15 protein-coding genes are annotated in these 18,906 nt (G+C 40.5%); 4 read left to right on the forward strand and 11 right to left on the reverse strand.

Annotation, left to right across the window (positions count from 1 at the left end; genetic code table 11):
- Window positions 1-9 precede the first annotated feature (9 nt).
- From thrA to BLQ05_RS08840, 5 genes are all read right to left on the reverse strand, one after another.
- Window positions 10-2,427 (reverse strand): bifunctional aspartate kinase/homoserine dehydrogenase I, encoded by a 2,418-nt coding sequence (gene thrA / locus BLQ05_RS08825; RefSeq protein WP_035654235.1) that lies wholly within the window; start codon window positions 2,425-2,427, stop codon window positions 10-12.
- Window positions 2,424-3,428 (reverse strand): alpha/beta fold hydrolase, encoded by a 1,005-nt coding sequence (locus tag BLQ05_RS08830; protein ID WP_023575947.1) that lies wholly within the window; start codon window positions 3,426-3,428, stop codon window positions 2,424-2,426. The genes thrA and BLQ05_RS08830 overlap by 4 nt, the downstream gene beginning before the upstream one ends.
- Window positions 3,429-4,033: 605 nt before the next feature.
- Window positions 4,034-4,507, reverse strand: a complete 474-nt coding sequence (locus tag BLQ05_RS08835; RefSeq protein WP_023575949.1) for an OsmC family protein — start codon at window positions 4,505-4,507, stop codon at window positions 4,034-4,036.
- Window positions 4,508-4,532: 25 nt separating this feature from the next.
- Window positions 4,533-4,709: a hypothetical protein gene (locus tag BLQ05_RS13785; RefSeq protein ID WP_023575950.1), complete on the reverse strand. Its 177-nt coding sequence runs from the start codon at window positions 4,707-4,709 to the stop codon at window positions 4,533-4,535.
- A 475-nt stretch (window positions 4,710-5,184) separates the two neighbouring features.
- Window positions 5,185-5,424, reverse strand: coding sequence for a hypothetical protein (locus BLQ05_RS08840; protein ID WP_035654236.1), 240 nt, complete (start codon window positions 5,422-5,424; stop codon window positions 5,185-5,187).
- Window positions 5,425-5,469: 45 nt separating this feature from the next.
- Between BLQ05_RS08840 and metK the strand changes: the two genes are divergently transcribed.
- The gene (gene metK, locus BLQ05_RS08845) at window positions 5,470-6,756 is read left to right on the forward strand and encodes a methionine adenosyltransferase (protein ID WP_023575953.1); all 1,287 of its coding nucleotides are present in this window, start codon (window positions 5,470-5,472) and stop codon (window positions 6,754-6,756) included.
- Window positions 6,757-6,816: 60 nt separating this feature from the next.
- On the opposite strand, the gene BLQ05_RS08850 is transcribed toward metK, so the two are convergent.
- Both BLQ05_RS08850 and BLQ05_RS08855 read right to left on the reverse strand, forming a co-directional pair.
- On the reverse strand, window positions 6,817-9,528 hold the full coding sequence (locus tag BLQ05_RS08850) for a carboxypeptidase-like regulatory domain-containing protein (protein WP_023575954.1): 2,712 nt from the start codon (window positions 9,526-9,528) through the stop codon (window positions 6,817-6,819).
- Window positions 9,529-9,574: 46 nt separating this feature from the next.
- Complete coding sequence (locus BLQ05_RS08855) at window positions 9,575-10,474, reverse strand: GLPGLI family protein (RefSeq protein ID WP_023575955.1); 900 nt, start codon at window positions 10,472-10,474, stop codon at window positions 9,575-9,577.
- Window positions 10,475-10,587: 113 nt separating this feature from the next.
- Here BLQ05_RS08855 and BLQ05_RS08860 point away from each other — a divergent pair, with 113 nt between their 5' ends.
- The 3 genes from BLQ05_RS08860 to BLQ05_RS08870 are packed head-to-tail and all read left to right on the forward strand — an operon-like array spanning window position 10,588 to window position 12,446.
- Entirely contained in the window at window positions 10,588-11,379 is a 792-nt protein-coding gene (locus tag BLQ05_RS08860; RefSeq protein WP_035654238.1) for a hypothetical protein, read from the forward strand.
- Complete coding sequence (locus BLQ05_RS08865) at window positions 11,379-11,993, forward strand: deoxynucleoside kinase (RefSeq protein WP_023569258.1); 615 nt, start codon at window positions 11,379-11,381, stop codon at window positions 11,991-11,993. Before BLQ05_RS08860 ends, BLQ05_RS08865 begins: the two co-directional genes overlap by 1 nt.
- Window positions 11,994-12,053: 60 nt before the next feature.
- A complete protein-coding gene (locus BLQ05_RS08870) occupies window positions 12,054-12,446 on the forward strand; it encodes a hypothetical protein (RefSeq protein ID WP_023575956.1) in 393 nt (130 codons plus the stop codon).
- On the opposite strand, the gene BLQ05_RS08875 is transcribed toward BLQ05_RS08870, so the two are convergent.
- The 4 genes from BLQ05_RS08875 to BLQ05_RS08890 are packed head-to-tail and all read right to left on the reverse strand — an operon-like array spanning window position 12,443 to window position 18,899.
- Complete coding sequence (locus BLQ05_RS08875) at window positions 12,443-14,911, reverse strand: glycoside hydrolase family 2 protein (RefSeq protein ID WP_035654241.1); 2,469 nt, start codon at window positions 14,909-14,911, stop codon at window positions 12,443-12,445. The two genes, BLQ05_RS08870 and BLQ05_RS08875, sit on opposite strands and share 4 nt — an antisense overlap.
- Window positions 14,911-15,579 (reverse strand): copper homeostasis protein CutC, encoded by a 669-nt coding sequence (locus BLQ05_RS08880; RefSeq protein WP_035654244.1) that lies wholly within the window; start codon window positions 15,577-15,579, stop codon window positions 14,911-14,913. The genes BLQ05_RS08875 and BLQ05_RS08880 overlap by 1 nt, the downstream gene beginning before the upstream one ends.
- Window positions 15,579-16,577, reverse strand: coding sequence for an isoaspartyl peptidase/L-asparaginase family protein (locus BLQ05_RS08885; protein WP_023575959.1), 999 nt, complete (start codon window positions 16,575-16,577; stop codon window positions 15,579-15,581). The genes BLQ05_RS08880 and BLQ05_RS08885 overlap by 1 nt, the downstream gene beginning before the upstream one ends.
- Window positions 16,578-16,631: 54 nt before the next feature.
- Window positions 16,632-18,899, reverse strand: coding sequence for a glycoside hydrolase family 20 protein (locus tag BLQ05_RS08890; protein WP_035654246.1), 2,268 nt, complete (start codon window positions 18,897-18,899; stop codon window positions 16,632-16,634).
- Window positions 18,900-18,906: the final 7 nt, after the last annotated feature.

The raw sequence follows: 18,906 nt of genomic DNA on the forward strand, positions 1-18,906 counted from the left end.
GTTAATTAATTATTTACTTTTTTCTGCCAGACGTAAAATATCTCCAAAAACTCCACGTGCAGTTACGGCTGCACCGGCTCCGGCGCCTTGAATTACGATGGGATGTTCTCCGTAGGATTCGGTATAGATTTCAAAAATGGAATCGGAACCTTTGAGTTGTCCCAGCGAACTTTCTTTCGGAACAGAAACCAAGCTCACTTCAAGCGTTGCTCCGTTTTCTACCGACAAATCGCCGGACAAATCGCCCACATAACGCAACACGTGGTTTTCTGCCTGATTGTTTTTGATGTCCTGATAAATCGGATTGAACGCTTCCAGTCGGGCAAGGAAATCGGAAACACTACCTTCTCTTAGGTTTTCGGGGATCAGGTTTTGGATTTTCACTTCGGAGAATTCGTTACTTAAATCCAATTCGCGGGCCAAAATCAATAATTTCCGGCCGACGTCGTTTCCGTTTAAGTCTTCGCGCGGATCCGGTTCGGTAAACCCTTTTTCAATCGCTTCGTTTAACACGTCGCTGAAATTCTTATCGAAAGCGGAAAACGTATTGAACAGGTAACTCAGCGTTCCCGAGAAAACTCCACGTATTCTTGTGATGTTTTCACCGGAATGATGCAGCAAACGGATTGTGTCAATTAACGGCAATCCCGCGCCCACATTGGTTTCGTACAAATAATTCTTTTGATAGAAATTAAGATTTTCGCGTAGGTTTTTATAGAAACTGAATTCTTTGGTATTGGCGATTTTATTCGCGGAAACCAAGTCGAATCCGTTTTTAATCAGTTCGACATAATTGGCTACAAAGTCTTTGTTTGCCGTGGCATCAATTGCGATTAAATTCCCTAAATGATGTTCTTTTGCCGCTTTCAGAATTTCTTCCACAGATGATTTATGAGAGGAACTTTCCAATTCCGACTGCCATGCTTTGGAAACTCCTTTGGCATCGAAAATAAACTGACGGGAATTCGCAATCGCTACGATATTCAGTTCGATTCCTTTTCGCTGAATAATGTTTTCGCGGGTTTCCAGCAATTGATTGATCAGCGTTTTCCCAACGGTTCCATGTCCGAAAATAACCAAATTCACTTTTTTGGTGATGCCGAAGATTTCGCTGTGAATGACATTCAGCGCCTTTTTAAGTTGGACTCTTTCCATCACCAGACTCACGTTCTTTCCGGTTATGGTATTATTGAATAAAATCGGTACAATCTGATTGCGGATTAAGGCATCATAAGGTTTGTTGAACGTGGCCAATTCCTGTCCGATAATGGAAATTACCGACACATTTTCCGTTAGATACACACTGCTTACATCGTGCGTGTAGAAATCCAATTCGAATTCGGCTTCAATAGCATCTTTTGCTTTTTGAGCGTCTTTTGCATCAACAACCAAACCGATACCGCGCTCGGAAGACCCTTGCGAAATGATGCTCACACTGATATTATTCTGAGCCAAAACCCTGAAAATTCGCGCGTCAATTCCCGGTTTTCCCAACAGACCTCGGCCTTCCAGATTCACCAATGTTACATTCTCCAGCACCGAAAGCGATTTGATGCCTTTACGTGAATTTTCGGAACTGATTAAGGTTCCGTTGTGCGTATGGTTGAAGGTATTTAAAATTCGGAGCGGAATTTTCTTTTCGATAAGCGGAATGATGGTTTTCGCGTGAAGAATCGTGGCGCCGAAAGTGGCAATTTCATTAGCTTCTTCGAAAGAAAGCTGGTCTATTTTTTTGGCATCAGGCACCAAATCCGGATTGGCGGTGAAGATGCCGTCCACATGGGTAAAGCTTTGCAGTTCTTCGGCATCGAGGTAATTGGCCAATAAGGAAGCGGTGAAATTGCTCCCGTTTCGACCCAGCGTCGTGGTTTCTCCATCGGTACTGGAAGCGATAAATCCGGTTACGACATTTACGGTGGTGCCGTTATGCGAAGAAAAGTAATTCTGAACGTTTTTTCGGGAAATCACATCCACTGGTTGGGCATTTCCGAATTTCGCATCGGTCTTAATCAGTTGGCGGGTATCGGAAAAATTGGCGTTGACACCTTTTTCTTTTAAGGCTTGCGTGACCACTTTCCCGGAAATCACTTCCCCTTGCGCCAATACGTTGTCCTTTATTTTCTTGCTGTAATCGCCTAAAAGTGCGACCCCTTCAAATAGTTTTTCCAATAAACCGAATTCTGAAGACAAATCTACCGCTGAATTTCCTTTCTGATAGGTTTTGAAATTTTCCAACTGCACCTGATAAACTCCGTTTTTCTTCGCTTTTTCCAGAATCTCTTCCAGTTCATCGGTCGCATTTCCGATGGCAGAAACCACTACCGCAAACTTTTCCTGTTGCTTGACCTTATCCAGAATAATGTTGATTGCTTTGTCGAAACCGTCGCCGTAAGCCAACGATTTTCCACCGAATTTTAAAATTTTCATGCTTGTTTTGTTTTTAGTTTAGTTGTTTTAAATATGTTTTTGAGAATAGTGTTCAATTGTTCAAACTCGATTAAAAAAGCGTCGTGGCCGTGAATCGAATTTATTTCGCTATAAGCCACATTCTGCGTTACCCTTTTAAGAATTTCGTAGGTTTCGCGGTTTTCATCGGCAGTGAAAAAATAATCGGAATTCACGGCGACCAGATGAATATCGGCCGTTGTTTCTTTGGCAAAAGCCAAAAACCGACCGCAATTTGTTGTTTCTCCGATAGTTTTCAGCAGGTGATTCATCAGTTTGTAGGCTGCCAATTCAAAACGGCTTTCCAGTTTCTTTCCGTGGTGCAGCAGCCAGCTTTCAATCTGATACAAGTCATCATTTTCATTTTCATTTTTACTTCGGTTGAATTTGGCTTTCAGCGATTCCGGTGTGCGGTACAACAACATCGCGTGCAATCTTGCGTCGTGAATGGGAGCAGAAGAATTATTCAGAATCTGATCCTGTACCAAAACATTGGCAATCAACCAATCGGAGGCTTTCCAGTCGGAGGCAATCGGAATGAGATGCTGTATGTTTTTCGGTTGTAAAAAGGCCATTTCCCAGGCAATTGCACCACCCAAACTTCCGCCGATAGCTGCAAAAAGCTGTTTTACATTTAAGGAATAAAGCCCTTCCCAGAAAAGTCTGGCCACATCTTTGGTTGTAAAATCCTTGTAATTCGGAATCAGATTTTCGGAATTGCCATCGAAACCATTCCCGGGCACATTAAAGGCAATCACGGTATATACTTCGGTGTCGATGGTTTTATTTTCCCCGATCAAGTTCTTCCACCAGCCGTTTTTTCCGGTTACTTCGGAATTTCCGGTTAAGGCATGATTCACCAAAACCACCGGTGCTGTTCCAACCGGCTGTCCGAAAACCTGATAATACAAAGGCAACCAACGTTTGTGGGTCGCATTTTGCAATGTGAAATCAAAAATATCTACTCTTTGTAATGCACTCATTTTTACTTTTTTTAAAGGATTCGTTTTTCGATAACAAATCGCCTGACTTTCAACTTTTAGTTGTGTTCCTTACCCGATTTAATTAAAAAAGTCCTTTTGGAAGTGTTACCAAAAGGACTTTTACAGTTTGAACTATAACCTGAGATTAACTCATCCGTTTTCAGCAACAATAGAGGGAACGACACATGCGCATCATTCTTTTCATATCCATCATTTTCATTGCTGTTGTTTTCATCTGGTTTCTAATTCGGTTGTAAATAATTAAAATTGTAGTTGTGTGATTAGGTTATTCTATTAAAAAAACCCCTGCGACATACAGAGGTTTCAGCTTTATGTTCTTTTCAGACAGATTAAGCAAAAAAAGACCCCTGCGGAAGTTTCTTCCACATCATGCACATCATAAATTGCGTAATCGTTTTCATTTTGTTGTTTTTTATTACGTTGCAAATTTAGATTAATTTTCTAAATAAACAAATTAAATAGTTTTTTTTTCTTTATTTTTTAAATTTAAAACTCTTTTGTAGTTATTTATTCCGTTTATAAAAAACCGTCTCCGTCATCAATAAGTCGAGAGACGGTTTAAAAACAAACAAAAACAACTTGTATCAGGCAGCACCGTGCTGACTGTATTCTTTGAGCAATGTGAGTACGACCGGAGTAGAATTCATCAGGTTATCACGCAAAGGACATCGCTCTTTGACCTGATCAATCCATTGTTTTAACAGTTCCAACGGTGCATCCGAAATCGGCTTAACGATGACATCGATTTTTCTGAAACCGGCTCTGGATCGAGTTTGAATCCCTTCTGCCTTTTTGGTCCCGATAGCTATCGGGACCAATTCACCGATGATTTCAACTTCCACCGACTGCAGTTCGATTCCCAATTCTTCGGCTACCATCAGCCCTACCGCATTAATGCTTCCCGCAAAACCGGCCAGCAGATAATCCGTCGGACTCGGCCCTGTACCCGATTCACCCGAAACCGAATTACTGATGGTCACCTTGGAATCTGTGGTTTGCACCAAAAACTGATTCCCTATCCCTGAAGTCCCTTTTATTGCTATTGTTCTGTTACTCATGTCTCGATTATGTGTACTGTTCTTATTAAATGAAAAGAAATTCGTTTTCTTCGGAATTGATTTGTAAAATCAGTAATTCGGAAGCGGCAATGGTTTCTTCTTTCACTTCGTTTATTTGGTGTTCCACTGCGATATTGTGTGCGTTCTCTATGGATGAAACAATGGATTGTATTCTTCTTATTTTGTTTTTTAAAGCTGTCATGATCTATTTATTTTATTTGATTGAAATTTATTTTAAACGCCCATTAATATATTTTCTTCCGGTTGAAGGGCGTTCTTGACGACCTTGGGCAAACAATGTTTTTCGGAAAATAAAAAAGCCCTTTCGGATTTGTTACCAAAAGGACTTTTACAGTTTGAACTATAACTTGAGATTAACTCATCCGGTTTCGGTAACAACAATGGGAATTAGGGCGCATATAATTGCACATAAATCGTTTATTAAACTTTGTAATTGCTGTTGTATTTTTCATTTTGTTTTGAACTTGTTTCGAAATATTTTTTAACCGATTTCATAAAAAAAGCCCCTGCGGTTGGCAGAGGCTTTAACTGTATATTAAAATTTGACTTTCAATTTAAACAATAGCATGCTCTGCGGAGGTTTTCCACTTAAAATTACACATATATCGCTTAATTGAATTCATTTTTTCTCTTATTTGTTGATGCAAAATTGAGGACTAATTTCGAACTAACCAAACAAAAAAGTAAATTTTAACATTTTTTGTTGTTGATAATTTATTTAAAACCTTCAAAACCAACTTTTGTTTGCGAATTCTTAAAAAACAAAAAAAAGACAAGTTTCGTTTGGAAATTAAATTTGTTTCATACATTTGCAAACGAAAACCAGAGGAAAAATTTGAACTGATTGCAACCTCATTAAAAAATGCTAAAGCAGTAACTACTACTCCTTTAGGCATTCCCTGCAATTATTTTTCCTCGCTTAAATTTAAAACAATTTAATTATGGCTTATTTATTTACGTCAGAATCAGTGAGTGAAGGACATCCGGACAAAGTGGCGGATCAGATTTCAGATGCATTAATCGATAACTTTTTAGCGTTTGACGCCGATTCTAAAGTGGCTTGTGAAACTTTGGTAACAACAGGACAGGTAATTCTTGCCGGTGAAGTAAAATCCAACACCTATCTTGATGTACAAGAGATTGCACGCGAGGTAATCAAAAAAATCGGGTATACTAAAAGTGAATACATGTTCGAGGCGAACTCTTGTGGTATTTTATCTGCCATTCATGAACAATCGGCTGATATTAACCAAGGAGTTGAACGTGCAAACAAAGAAGACCAAGGTGCCGGTGATCAGGGAATGATGTTTGGCTATGCCACCAATGAAACAGAAAATTACATGCCGTTGGCACTGGATTTATCTCATGCTTTATTGATTGAATTGGCTAGTTTAAGAAGAGAAAATAACGAGATCAAATATTTACGTCCGGATGCAAAATCTCAGGTAACTTTAGAATATTCTGATGACAACAAACCACAGCGTATTGATGCTATTGTAATTTCTACACAACACGACGATTTTGTAAAACCAAAATCAGATTCAAAAGCTGACAAAGAAGCCGCCAATAACGAAATGTTAGCTAAAATTAAGAGTGATTTAGTTTCGATTCTGATTCCAAGAATCAAAGCTAAATACCCGCAATATGCTCATTTATTCAATGATAACATTACCTACCATATCAACCCGACCGGTGTTTTCGTAATCGGAGGTCCTCACGGAGATACCGGTTTAACCGGAAGAAAGATTATTGTGGACACCTATGGTGGAAAAGGAGCTCACGGTGGTGGTGCTTTCTCCGGAAAAGACCCTTCAAAAGTAGACCGTTCCGCTGCGTATGCAACGCGTCACATTGCTAAAAACTTGGTGGCTGCCGGATTGTGTGATGAAGTTTTGGTACAGGTTTCATATGCGATTGGAGTTGCAAAACCAACTTCTATCAATGTGGTAACTTATGGAACTTCCAAAGTGAATTTGACTGACGGTGAAATCAGCAAAGTAGTGGAGAACGTTTTTGATATGCGTCCGTATTTTATCGAGCAACGTTTGAAATTGAGAAATCCAATTTACAGTGAAACCGCTGCTTACGGTCACATGGGTAGAAAACCAGAAACGGTAACAAAAACGTTCCAATTACCAAATGGCACTCCAAAAACAGTTACTGTAGAATTGTTTACTTGGGAAAAACTGGATTATGTTGATCAGGTAAAAGCGGCTTTCGGATTGTAATTCAAAACCGTTTTGATATAAAAAAACCATTCGCCGCGGCGAATGGTTTTTTATTTTATACTATAACGCATACTTCACGCTCAAAATCAAATAGCGCGGCTGAACAATATAACTTGAAAAGGTACTTCTTCCTCCTAACTGTTCAAAACTACTGTCATTAATCGACTTCGTATCCAACAAATTGGTTCCGGAAAGTTTCCACTCCCACTTGCTGTCTTTCTTTTGATACATCAGACTTGCGGTTAAGAAATCGTATTCGTTATTGGACGTTTTGGTTTTGTTTCGGTTGTGATAAAACGAATATTCCGAAGTAAATGAAAAGGCATCCAGGAAGTAATATTCCAAAGTTACCGAAGGGCTGTCGACATAAAACGTATCACTTGAAAAATCATTAACCGTGAAATTATAGGCAAATTCAAGATTCGGAATCTTTTTGTAATTCGTCGAGAAACGAGCCGTATAATTTTGCGTAAACGATTCTGTCGTTTGAACACTTTCTTCCGTTGGCGAATAAACACGCAGGTTGTTAAACTTACTCCAGTTCAAACTTGCACCCAACGATGCCTTGTAATAACGAAGAAACGAACGCCCATAAGTTCCGCTTCCCGTAAGGGTTTCATCGGCGAAAGCAGAATTCATATTTACCGACGAAGATTGTTGATTTACCCCATCGAAGAAAGCCTTGTTTTTCACTGCATCAACTTGTCTGGTATAGGTAATGTTACCGAAAATATTCTCGAAATTAAACATGTTGTATTTGAAATAACGCAACGAATGTACCTGAGAAAGCGAATTTTCTAACATTCTGTTACCGCTGAACAAACTGTTGTAATTGGAGAAAACATAGCCTTGTGCTAACTTATTAATATCAGTGAAATTATTGCTCATCGAGAAATTATACGTCAGCGTTTCTGCTTTTTTCAATTGCCATAACGCGTAAAAATCAGGTAAAACCCTATTGAATGAATTCTTGTTGGATGTACCCAATTGTTCATCATTCGTCAGATAATTATGCACACTGAATCCCGGATTAAAGGTAAATTTCCCGGTAATGAATTTATAATGCAATGCCATGAACACATCGTTAAACGCGTAATTCACATCGTTATTATTTTCCGGATCATTCAAATCGTTTTGCGTTCCGTCATCCAGTATCTGGAAAATATGGGAATTGAAATTTTGGTACGAATAGGTATTTCCCAATGTAAGATTGATGTTGCTCTTTGGCGTTACCATGTAATAATAATCAAACTTCGCATCCACTTTATTGGTCTTTACAAAACGGTTTTGCGTTAGGTCGTTACGAGTTTGAGTGTTATTGTAACCCGAAAACACAAACGGCTGATTCGCTAAATTAGCGTTGTAAAACGGATCTTCATCCTGATACATATGCTGCATTTCAAAGGCAAACACGTTTTTATCGTTCAGCGTATAATAGTAATTCATATTCTGATTGAACGAAAACGGATTCTGCTTTTTGGTCGTATAAATATCATCCAGCAAACTGGAAAAAACGCTGGTATTTTCTTTTTGATCCGACAATTTCAGCAAAGCGTCATAATCGAAATGCACTTTTTCCGAAGGCACATAACTTGAGCTCAGCTTAAACAATCCTAATGACGATTGCTGACGGGAAAGATCCTGACGGGTTTCATTTACAACCACAGACGTTCCGTCGGGTAACCGGTCGGTTCGTGTGGTTTTGGCATTGGTTTCGATATCGGTTTCATTGGAAGAAAAGATTCCGAATCCGCTCAAGGTCCAGGCTTTCGATGGGTTGTAACTGAAATTGGCCGCTCCGAATTTGGTGTCGATTTCTTTCGCCTGATTATTTCGCAAGCCTAAAATCCCCAAATCATTCGAGGCCACATTAAAACTGGAACCGCCTTTTTTCATCATGTTTTTGAATCCGCCGGTAAACTTGAAGTAATCCTGCATGGTCAGAGGCAACTCGCCGATATTGTTACGGTTACCGATGACATTCAAACTGTATTTCGGACTGTAATAAAAGAGTTTCGGATTAATAATGTACCGGTCTTCCTTATGCCCCACACCGATTCCTGCAGTCATGTCGCCAAACCAGAAGTTCTTTTTCCCTTCTTTCAGTTTGATGTTGATGGCTACGTTTTCCTCATTGTTTTCCAGGCCTTTCAGGTTGGTTACTTCGTTGTAGTTTCGAAGCACCTGAATTTTATCCAACGCATCGGCAGGAATGTTTTTGGTAGCAATTTTGGTATCGCCATCGAAGAAATCTTTGCCTTCCACCATTATTTTCTGCACTTTCTTGCCTTCCACCTGAATTTCGCCGTCTTTATTGACTTCGACTCCGGGAAGTTTTTTCAGTACATCTTCCAGCTTACGCTCCGTCCCGTTTCTGAAAGAATCGGAATTGTAAATAATGGTATCGCCACTTATGGAAACCGGCATTTCTTTTACGATTTCGATTTCCTTGAGCAGCGTTCCTTCTTTAAGTACAATGTTTTTTATGATATTTTCGGTACCGGTCTTCAGCGTGATTTCATACGGCTGAAAACCAACATAACTAACTTTAATGTCATAAGTGGTATTGGCGTTCAGTGATATTTGAAAACGCCCTTTGTCATTGGTAATGGAATAGCCGTCCATAGCTTTGGTTGCCTGATTGACTGCCATAATATTGGCCATCTCCAAAGCCACTCCAGTGGTGTCCTTGATAACTCCTTCAAATTTCACGTTTTGTGAAAAAGCGATTGTTGTAACCAGAAACAGCACAACAAGGTATATTTTTTTCATATAATGGGAATGGGAATAAAAATAAGTTTTTGTTTAATTAATTGCATTAATGTCCCATTCTCATTCCCCCTCTGTTTCCGCCTTGTGACTGGAACTGCTCCTGCATTTCCTGCATTTTTTTCACCACAATATCGTCGTATTCTTTCTGTTTGACTACTTTCCCGTTTTTGGGCGCTTTAATTTCCACTTTGTCTTTCGTATTCATTACCAGTTTCGAACACATAACAACCGTTTTTCCATCGTTCACTTCCAATATCAGACCCGGTAATCCCCAATAACTCTCAGGTCCTTGACTGATTGGAATTTCCGGAGTGTACCATGCGGTGATTTCAATTTCTTTCGGCATGTCAAAATCCGCCATGAAATTGGTTTTCTTTTCTTTGGTCTCTTCGCCTTTTTTAGCCTCCTCTTTTTTAGCTTCTTCTTTTTTAGGACGGGCATTTCTGAAATCGGAAGCGCTAACCGGTTTTATCGCCGTTGCCTTAAAGCAGGTATAATCCCCGATTTTCTTGGTTTCGCTTCCCAGCTTCCATGCCAATTTGGGCAGGGAATCCACCACTAAAAATTCCTTACTCATGAATTCCTTATCCACCGTATAGGTTTTATCCTTAACGTTTTTGTAGAACGTTCCGCCGCCGCCCATCATGGAGCTCATCACACGGAAACCGCCTGCATTTTGTCCTGGAGCGTCTAGTTTCTCTTCTTCTTTATAAATCGAACTTGTCTTGTCAAAATTCAGAATAAATGTTTTCTCAAACATTTTCTTCATACGTTCTTCAATCATTTTTCGCATCTCGGGAGTCACCTCTTTGTTACCATCCATTCGCGATTTGAAATCGGCCGTACTGGTTTTCGACTCATAAACCGCCATCCCTTGAAATTCCTGGGCAAACGAGGATAATGAAGTACAAAATAATACTAGCAATGCTATTGAAATTTTTTTCATGATTTTTTTAAGTTAATTAACGACATATAAGACGATTGAAAACGTTTTTTGTTACAAAAATATTCTTGTTAGACTGCTGTTTTTGTAAAAGGTTTATTCGTAATTTGGCTTTCATGCAAAATATCTTCAAAATCGTTTTCCTGTTTCACTTTTGTTTCGGCTTTTGCCAACAAAAAAACATTGGCTTAACCCACCTTGAAACTCAGAAAACCGAGGCGGACGCTTTTGTTGGCAAAGACGCCTTTGGTTATAATTATACCCTATCAGACAATGTCTTCCGAAAAGAGAACAAGCAGCAAAAATGGGATTATAAAAACATCGCTTTAGGAAAAATCGAACAGGTGGACTTAACCAATCCGTTGCAGATTGTCTTGTTTTACAAGGTAATGAATGCTGTGGTCGTATTGGACAATCAACTGAATGAAACGATTAAAATTAATTTTTCGGAAACCAATCCCGAATTGCTCCCCCAGTGGGTCGGCTTAACGACACAAAATCGGCTTTGGCTTTACGATCAGGCCTCGCAAAAACTGGGTATGTACGATTATCAGAAGAACACCTTCCATCCCATTTCAGTGCCGTTTGAAACACCGATTATCCATTCAAAATCGGATTACAACTATTTTTACTGGGTTGACAATCAGCAGAATCTGTATGCGTCCAACAACTACGGAAAAATAAGTTTCCTTGGAAAAATACCGGAATTCGATCAGATTCAAATTATTTCTTCCAAGCAAATCCTGTTAAAAAAAGGCGCTTTATTAAATCTTTTTGAGGTAGAAAAACAAACTTCACAAATCGTTTCCTTACCCGAAAAAAGCTTTGACAATTTTTATTATAAAGAACAAATTTTGTCTATTTTTACCACCAACGAAATCAGGAATTACAAAATAATTTTACCATAATGCATATAGCTGTAGCAGGAAACATTGGCGCCGGAAAAACCACTTTAACCCGACTTTTATCCAAACATTTCAAATGGGAACCTCATTTTGAAGATGTGGTGGACAATCCGTATCTGGATGACTTTTATCATTCGATGGACCGATGGTCGTTTAACTTACAGATTTATTTCCTGAACAGCCGTTTCCGTCAGGTATTGCAGATTCGTGAAAGCGGAAAAAAAATCATTCAGGACCGAACCATTTATGAAGACGCCCATATTTTTGCGCCGAATCTTCACACAATGGGATTGATGAGCAACCGCGATTTCGAAAATTATTCCTCGTTATTCGAACTGATGGAAAATTTGGTTGGCGCTCCCGATTTGCTGATTTACCTGAGAAGTTCCATCCCGAATTTGGTTTCCCAGATTCACAAACGCGGACGTGATTATGAAAATACCATATCCATCGAATATTTGAGCCGATTGAACGAGCGTTACGAGGCCTGGGTGCAAACCTATAACAAAGGAAAATTATTGATTATCGATGTGGACAACATCAATTTTGTAGATAATCCTGAAGATTTAGGAATGATCATCAACCGAATCGATGCCGAAATAAACGGATTATTTTAAATTCTACACTCCCGATTTACATCGGGATTTTTTTATACCTTTATTTCAAAAGGATTGGAAATGGCACCTTCAGGAAAACACAAATGGCTTTGTTATCTTTTGACAATGAGTTTATTATTCGGGAGTTGTCATGTGTACCAAAAAATTCCCGTGCCGCTTGAAGAAGTTGCTGTATCCAATCAAAGGTTAAAAATCACTACAGTCGACAACAAGAAACGATTCTTCAAAAGAATCGAAAAAACGGACAGCACCTATTATGGCCTTGAGGAATCCGGGTTAAACATCATCAAAAAAGAAATCAAAAAAGAAGAAATCCAACAAATCCAAATAATCAACAAACCAAAGTCACGACTACTTACCATTGCCGGCGTCACGGTTACCATCGGACTTTTGGTTGCACTTATTACATCGAGTGGTTGGAGTACCGGTGCGGGTCCGGTTGGAGGTTTTTAAAACTCGTTCAATGTCTTAATCTTAAGATTTTCAATATGTCCTGAGAAGTGGATAATTCGTTTTTCACCCGGTAACAAATCAAAATAATTATCTGAAAAATGAACAGCATCAACTGAAAGAAAAACATTTTTCGCCAAAACATCGGAAGAAATTTCCATCGTATTTTCATTCCGGTATCTGATGGTGATTTTCGGTTCCTTCAATTCTAAATCCTTTGGTTTTTCAAAATAAAACAATGTCGATTTCACATCTGCATCAGACAATAAAAGCTTTACCGAAAGTACCACCTGTTTGGAATTGAACTTCTCCATCTCTTTTCCAGCAATCGCATAATACTCTTTACCGGTGTTTCCCTCTACCTGAATTTCCGAAGTTGATTTCCATAAAACATTTCCTTTAAAATCGATCAATTCAAGTTGCAATCTTCCCTTTTTCGGAGTCAATTCATCGCTAACCACATACACTTTATACTGATTGTCCTCTTCTGCAACCGAAACCAGGATAGGTTCAAAACTGCGCTTCGCCTGATAATGGAACGCTTTCCAATTTCCAAAATAATCCACCGAACTCCACGACGTCACCGGCCAGCAATCGTTCAATTGCCAATACAAGGTGCCCATACAATACGGTTTTGCCCTCCGATGCGCCTCAATCGCGGTTTTCATTCCTTCCGCCTGTAACAATTGGGAAACATAAATATACTCTTCGAATTGCGTCGGAACTTTATACTCCCGTTCCATATACGTTTGAATGGTCTGATAGCCTGTTGGATGTTTCTGATGGTTTTTTACCGTTTCGGAAGCAAGATGTAAGTCGGTTTCATTTGCAAAAGCCTTAAATGCTTGCAGTTTGGGCATCCCTTGAAAACCGTATTCCGACATAAATCGGCCGACTTTTTTCTTATAAATTTCAAACGGCTCCATGCCCCACCAAACGCCCCAATAATGGGAATCACCCTGAAGCAGACTCTCCTTTCTTCCCCAGCCGATGGACGGTGAGGACGGCCAATATAAATTTTTCTCTTTCGTCAGTAAACTATCGAGTGTTTTCGGAATCAGTTCATGAAACAGTTTTTTATAGTCGTTCCAGATTTTAGTGGAATCCGCAGCCGAATATTGGTATTGTTTCTGCCAACCCCAATTGTGCCAACCTTCATCGTTTTCATTGTTTCCGCACCAAAGCGCCAGACTCGGATGATTTTGAAGTCGGTTTACATTATCGATGACTTCCTGTTTTACATTATCCATAAATGCTTTATCACCCGGATACATCGCGCAGGCAAACATAAAATCCTGCCAAACGAGAATCCCGTTTTTATCGCATTCGTCGTAAAAAGCATCATCCCCATACACCCCGCCACCCCAAATACGGAGCATGTTCATATTCGCATCTACGGCATTTTTAACGATACTTTTATATACCGAATCTTTTGCTCTTGGCAGAAAACTGTCGGGAGGAATATAATTGGCTCCTTTCATGAAAACCGGAACGCCATTCAGTCTAAAATAAAAACTTTTACCGAAGTCGTCTTTTTCCTGAACCAGTTCGATGGTGCGCAACCCGATATTCAACTCTCTTTTATCCAAATTTCCGTTTTTATCCGAAAGTGAAATGGTAAACGGATACAAATGCGGTTCCCCCAAACCATTGGACCACCAACGTTTCGGATTTTTGATTTCGTAACTGATTTTCAGTTGGTTTTTGCCTTTTTTCAGAGAATAGGTTTCCGATGTATCATTGATTTTCAGCTTGTATTTTCCAGATTTCCGACAATTCACCTCGGCCGTAAAAAGCAATTGCGCTTTGGCATCTGAAAGGGATTGCTGTTCAAATCTGACATTTTCGAGTTGCGCCGAATTCCAGAGATGGAGTTGTACTTTTTTCCAGATTCCTGCCGTTACGAATCGTGGGCCCCAATCCCAACCGTACTGATATTGCGCTTTTCGGGTGAATATTTTTTCATCGCCCGGCAACGTGTATTTGAGTTTTTTCGCTGCTTCTTTTCCTTTTCTTACTGCGGATTGAAAAACAACCGTTATTTTATTGTGTCCGACTTTCAGCTGTTTTTTCACCTCGATGTTCCAGATTCGGAACATGTTATCGGCTTTTAAAACCGATTTTCCGTTCAGAAAAACTTCAGCATACGTATCCAATCCGTCAAACTGTAAATCGATATTTTCGTTTTTAAAATCTTTGGCAGATAAAACAAAAGTCGTTTCGTATTCCCAATCTTCATTTTCAATCCACTGCAATTGCTTTTCATTCGTTCCGGAAAAAGGATCCGGAATCACTTTATTGTTAAACAAATCCGTGTGAACGGTTCCCGGAACGGAAGCAGGAAGCCAATTCGCATCGCCTTTCTTTCTGAAATTCCAATTTTCCTTTCCCAAATCGGAATGGAAATTTTGTGCCGTAACCATCATCGGCAAACAGAAAATAAAAAGAAATCTCAAGAGGTTTTTCATTACAGTAAGTGTGACTTCAACGCTTTAACCTCATCAATATTAGCGGTTTCCCTTCCGTCGGTTATGGCTGAAGAATGGTAAAAACCGGCATTGGTTTGTTGTTGCAGCATTTTTATATTACCGGAACGCAATCCGCCGCCCGGCATGATGGTAATTCGGTTCTTCGCTTTTTCCACCAATTGCTGCAAAACCGTAATACCTTCAATTACATTCGGCATGGTTCCCGAAGTGAGCAATGTTGAAAATCCGCACTGTATTACTGCTTCCAATGATTCGAAAACATTTTGCACTTCGTCAAAAGCCCTGTGAAACGTACAGGGAAATGGTCTGGCCAATGCAACCAATTCTGAATTTTGCTGCACATTTACGGTTTTGTCATCGTTCAGTATCCCAAACACAAAACCATACACTCCGATTTTTTTGAAATGCTGAATGTCTTTTTTCATCTGTTGGAATTCTTCTTCCGAATACACAAAATTCCCTCCTCGCGGACGAATCATCACGTATAAGGGAATGGTTAATTGCTCGCGGATTTGTCGGGTAACCTCAAAATCGGGCGTGGTTCCGCCTAGATGAATGTTATCACAAAGTTCTATTCTGTCGGCGCCGCCTTGTTGTGCAATTACTGCCGATTCCGGGTTAAAGCAGGCTATTTCTAATTTTTCCATTATCGTAAAAAGTAATCGGCGTCAATTAATTTGTTTCCGGTGTCGTCGTATTTTGCGTAATTGAATCCGCCTTGAACGCAATACGCTCCGTGTTCGCCTTTTTTGTTCAATGCGATGAATCCTACCTGAATGTCTTTCAGATTTTTATTTCGGATTTTAGTCAGTTTTACGATTCGTGCCACGGCTTCTTCACAGGCTTTTTGCGGTGATCTTCCCTGACGCATCAGTTCCACCACCAGATGACAGCCGGTAATCCGGATGACTTCTTCCCCGTGTCCGGTTGCGGTAGCGGCTCCGATTTCGTTATCGACATATAATCCCGCTCCGATAATAGGGGAATCGCCTACGCGTCCGTGCATTTTATACGCCATACCGCTCGTAGTACAGGCTCCCGACAGATTTCCGTGAGTATCCAACGCAATCATTCCAATGGTATCGTGATTTTCAATATTCGCAATAGGTTTATAATTGCTGGTTTTCAGCCATTCCTTCCATTCCTTTTCGGAAGCCTCTACCAGCAGGTTTTCTTTTTTATGTCCTTGCGTAAGTGCAAATTGCAAGGCCCCTTCGCCTACCAACATTACATGCGGCGTTTTTTCCATCACGGCGCGTGCCACCATAATCGGGTGTTTGATGTGTTCCAGACACGCTACCGAACCGATGTTGGAAAACTCGTCCATGATAGAGGCATCCAATGTCACTCGGCCGTCACGATCCGGTCTTCCGCCGTAACCTACACTGCGCTCGTTCGGATCACCTTCGGGAATTTTCACACCGGCTTCCACAGCATCCAAGGCACGCCCATTATTTTTCAAAACTTCCCAAGCGGCTTCATTGGCAAGGATTCCGAAATTCCAGGTGGAAAGCACGATAGGTTTTTTTACTTTTCCGGGAGGAATAATGATTTCATCCTCTTCCGGTTTCCCACGAAAGGCATTCAATGCTACCGCTACCGAAGCGATGGCGGTGGTCTTTAAAAAATTTCTGCGGTTGGCCATACTCTATGTTTTTAAATTAAAGAAAGCTACAAGGCTCTAAAAACCTTGCATGAGCTATTCCACCATAATTTCATCCACGAACAGCCAGCAATCGGAACCTGCGCCCGGTTTTCCGTCGGGAACTTTACCTGCGTTGGGTGCGATGACTCTGATGTATTTGGTTTTTTGTTTTCCGAATTCAATCGTCACAATACCTTTCATTTTACGGATTTCTTCAGCAGTAACTTTCTTTACCGACTGGAACGCTTTTCCGTCTTTGGAAACCAACACTTCGATGTATTTCGGATAATGAATCCAACTTCCGTCATTGGTTAGCACATCCATCGTTACTTTGGAAACGCATTGTTTTTTTCCTAAATCGATGGTCGCGTCCAAATCTTTTCCCCAGAAACCGATCCAGTCGCGCCCGTATTTTTCCATGTTCCCGCGCATGCCGTCCACCAAGGTAAAGGAACCTCCAATCCCGTAATTCTCGTGCGGTTGGTTTATCAGACTTATTTTCTTTCCGGTGGATTTGGTGATGAAAAACGGCTGTTCGATTACGGCGCTTTTCTGTTTTCCATTTTCAAAATAAGCCGCTTTTATAGTTTGGTTTTTCGTTACCAAAACGGGGTTATCATATTTTCTTGAATTGCCGGTCGGAGTCGTTCCGTCGGTTGTAAAATGAATGCCGGGGTTGGCCGATTTAAGTGCGAAGAGAACGCCCTTTCCGTTTTCGGACGGACTCACTTTGGAAGTCACTTCAAATAGTGCCCGACTGTAATTGATTCCTTTTTTATCGTAAACCGAAAAATGTTGGATCAGTCGGTTTTGGAAACTCTGATATTTTGTGGCATCGGAAGTACCCCAAACCACTTCGGCCAAAGCGGCCATTCGCGGCATGATCATGTATTCCACGTGTTCGGATGTATTCATGTATTCGGTCCAGACATTGCCTTGGGCGCCCAAGATATACTTTGCCTCTTCGGAAGTCAGTTCTTTTGGTGTCGGTTCGAACGAATACACTTTTTCCACGGTCGTATAACCACCGATAGCTACCGGTTCGTTCTTCGGTTCACCCTGATAATGGTCGAAATAGCAATGCGAACCCGGCGTCATTACCGCATAATGTTTTTGTTTTGCCGCGGCGATTCCTCCTTCGGTACCGCGCCAGCTCATTACAGCCGCGTTGGGTGCCAATCCGCCTTCGAGAATTTCATCCCAACCGATAATTTGGCGTCCTTTTCCGTTTAAAAATTTCTCGATACGTCGGATGAAATAACTTTGTAATTCGTGTTCGTCTTTCAGTCCTTCTTTTTTGATTAGATTCTGGCAATGTGCGCAGTTTTTCCAGCGGGTTTTCGGACTTTCATCGCCTCCGATATGAATGTATTCAGAGGGGAACAAAGCTAAAACCTCATCCAAAACATTTTCTAAAAACTGAAAAGTAGTTTCTTTCGGGCAATAGACATCGTCCAGAACACCCCATTGGGTAGCCACTTCGAATGGTCCGCCGGTACAGGATAATTCCGGATAGGCCGCTAAAGCCGCTTGCGAATGTCCGGGCATTTCGATTTCGGGAACTACGGTGATGTGACGCGCTTTGGCGTAGGCCACGATTTCCTTAATTTCCTCCTGTGTATAAAAGCCGCCGTATTTTTTATCATCAAACGTCTGATCGTTATAATGCCCCACCATCGAGCCTTTTCTCCAGGCGCCGACTTCGGTTAATTTCGGATATTTTTTGATTTCAATGCGCCAGCCCTGGTCTTCGGTTAAATGCCAATGAAACGTATTCATCTTGTACATCGCCAGATAATCAATGTATTTTTTGATGAATTCCTTCGGAAAGAAATGGCGGCCCACGTCTAAATGCATGCCGCGCCAGGTGTATTTTGGTTCGTCTTTAATTTCGAGACAAGGGATTTTTATTTCTGTCGAATTTTGAATTGGAAGCAATTGCTGTAAGGTCTGAAACGCGTAAAAAAGTCCGATGTTTCCTTGGGCGGAAATCTGGATTTGTGAATTGATTACTTTCAGCTCGTATTTTCCCGATTGTTTTTCTTTGGGATTTTTAACCTGAATCTGAATCGTATTTAGCGGACTTTTGGAATTATTCGTCGTTATCAGTTCGAAACCGTAACTAGTCTTCAGGAACTGATTGAACAGTTTAATTTCCGTATCGCTTTCGGAATTTCCAATTAGAATAAGTGTTCCTGGGTTTACAATGAAGTTTCCTTCTTTTTGAATCAGTTCTTTGGGTTGTGGAATTAATGGCAATTGGCCTTGGGCAAAACCAATGTTAACCACTAAAAGCAGAAAAAGTGCAGCTATTTTGGGCATTGTTGTT

Origin of the sequence: Flavobacterium saliperosum, from assembly GCF_900100625.1 — a bacterium.
GTDB lineage: Bacteria > Bacteroidota > Bacteroidia > Flavobacteriales > Flavobacteriaceae > Flavobacterium > Flavobacterium saliperosum.

Coding starts and splice junctions, on each gene's coding strand:
- thrA (WP_035654235.1), bottom strand. CDS start 2,427: ATGAAAATTTTAAAATTCGGTGGAAAATCGTTGGCTTACGGCGACGGT.
- BLQ05_RS08830 (WP_023575947.1), bottom strand. CDS start 3,428: ATGAGTGCATTACAAAGAGTAGATATTTTTGATTTCACATTGCAAAAT.
- BLQ05_RS08835 (WP_023575949.1), bottom strand. CDS start 4,507: ATGAGTAACAGAACAATAGCAATAAAAGGGACTTCAGGGATAGGGAAT.
- BLQ05_RS13785 (WP_023575950.1), bottom strand. CDS start 4,709: ATGACAGCTTTAAAAAACAAAATAAGAAGAATACAATCCATTGTTTCA.
- BLQ05_RS08840 (WP_035654236.1), bottom strand. CDS start 5,424: ATGCCTAAAGGAGTAGTAGTTACTGCTTTAGCATTTTTTAATGAGGTT.
- metK (WP_023575953.1), top strand. CDS start 5,470: ATGGCTTATTTATTTACGTCAGAATCAGTGAGTGAAGGACATCCGGAC.
- BLQ05_RS08850 (WP_023575954.1), bottom strand. CDS start 9,528: ATGAAAAAAATATACCTTGTTGTGCTGTTTCTGGTTACAACAATCGCT.
- BLQ05_RS08855 (WP_023575955.1), bottom strand. CDS start 10,474: ATGAAAAAAATTTCAATAGCATTGCTAGTATTATTTTGTACTTCATTA.
- BLQ05_RS08860 (WP_035654238.1), top strand. CDS start 10,588: ATGCAAAATATCTTCAAAATCGTTTTCCTGTTTCACTTTTGTTTCGGC.
- BLQ05_RS08865 (WP_023569258.1), top strand. CDS start 11,379: ATGCATATAGCTGTAGCAGGAAACATTGGCGCCGGAAAAACCACTTTA.
- BLQ05_RS08870 (WP_023575956.1), top strand. CDS start 12,054: ATGGCACCTTCAGGAAAACACAAATGGCTTTGTTATCTTTTGACAATG.
- BLQ05_RS08875 (WP_035654241.1), bottom strand. CDS start 14,911: ATGAAAAACCTCTTGAGATTTCTTTTTATTTTCTGTTTGCCGATGATG.
- BLQ05_RS08880 (WP_035654244.1), bottom strand. CDS start 15,579: ATGGAAAAATTAGAAATAGCCTGCTTTAACCCGGAATCGGCAGTAATT.
- BLQ05_RS08885 (WP_023575959.1), bottom strand. CDS start 16,577: ATGGCCAACCGCAGAAATTTTTTAAAGACCACCGCCATCGCTTCGGTA.
- BLQ05_RS08890 (WP_035654246.1), bottom strand. CDS start 18,899: ATGCCCAAAATAGCTGCACTTTTTCTGCTTTTAGTGGTTAACATTGGT.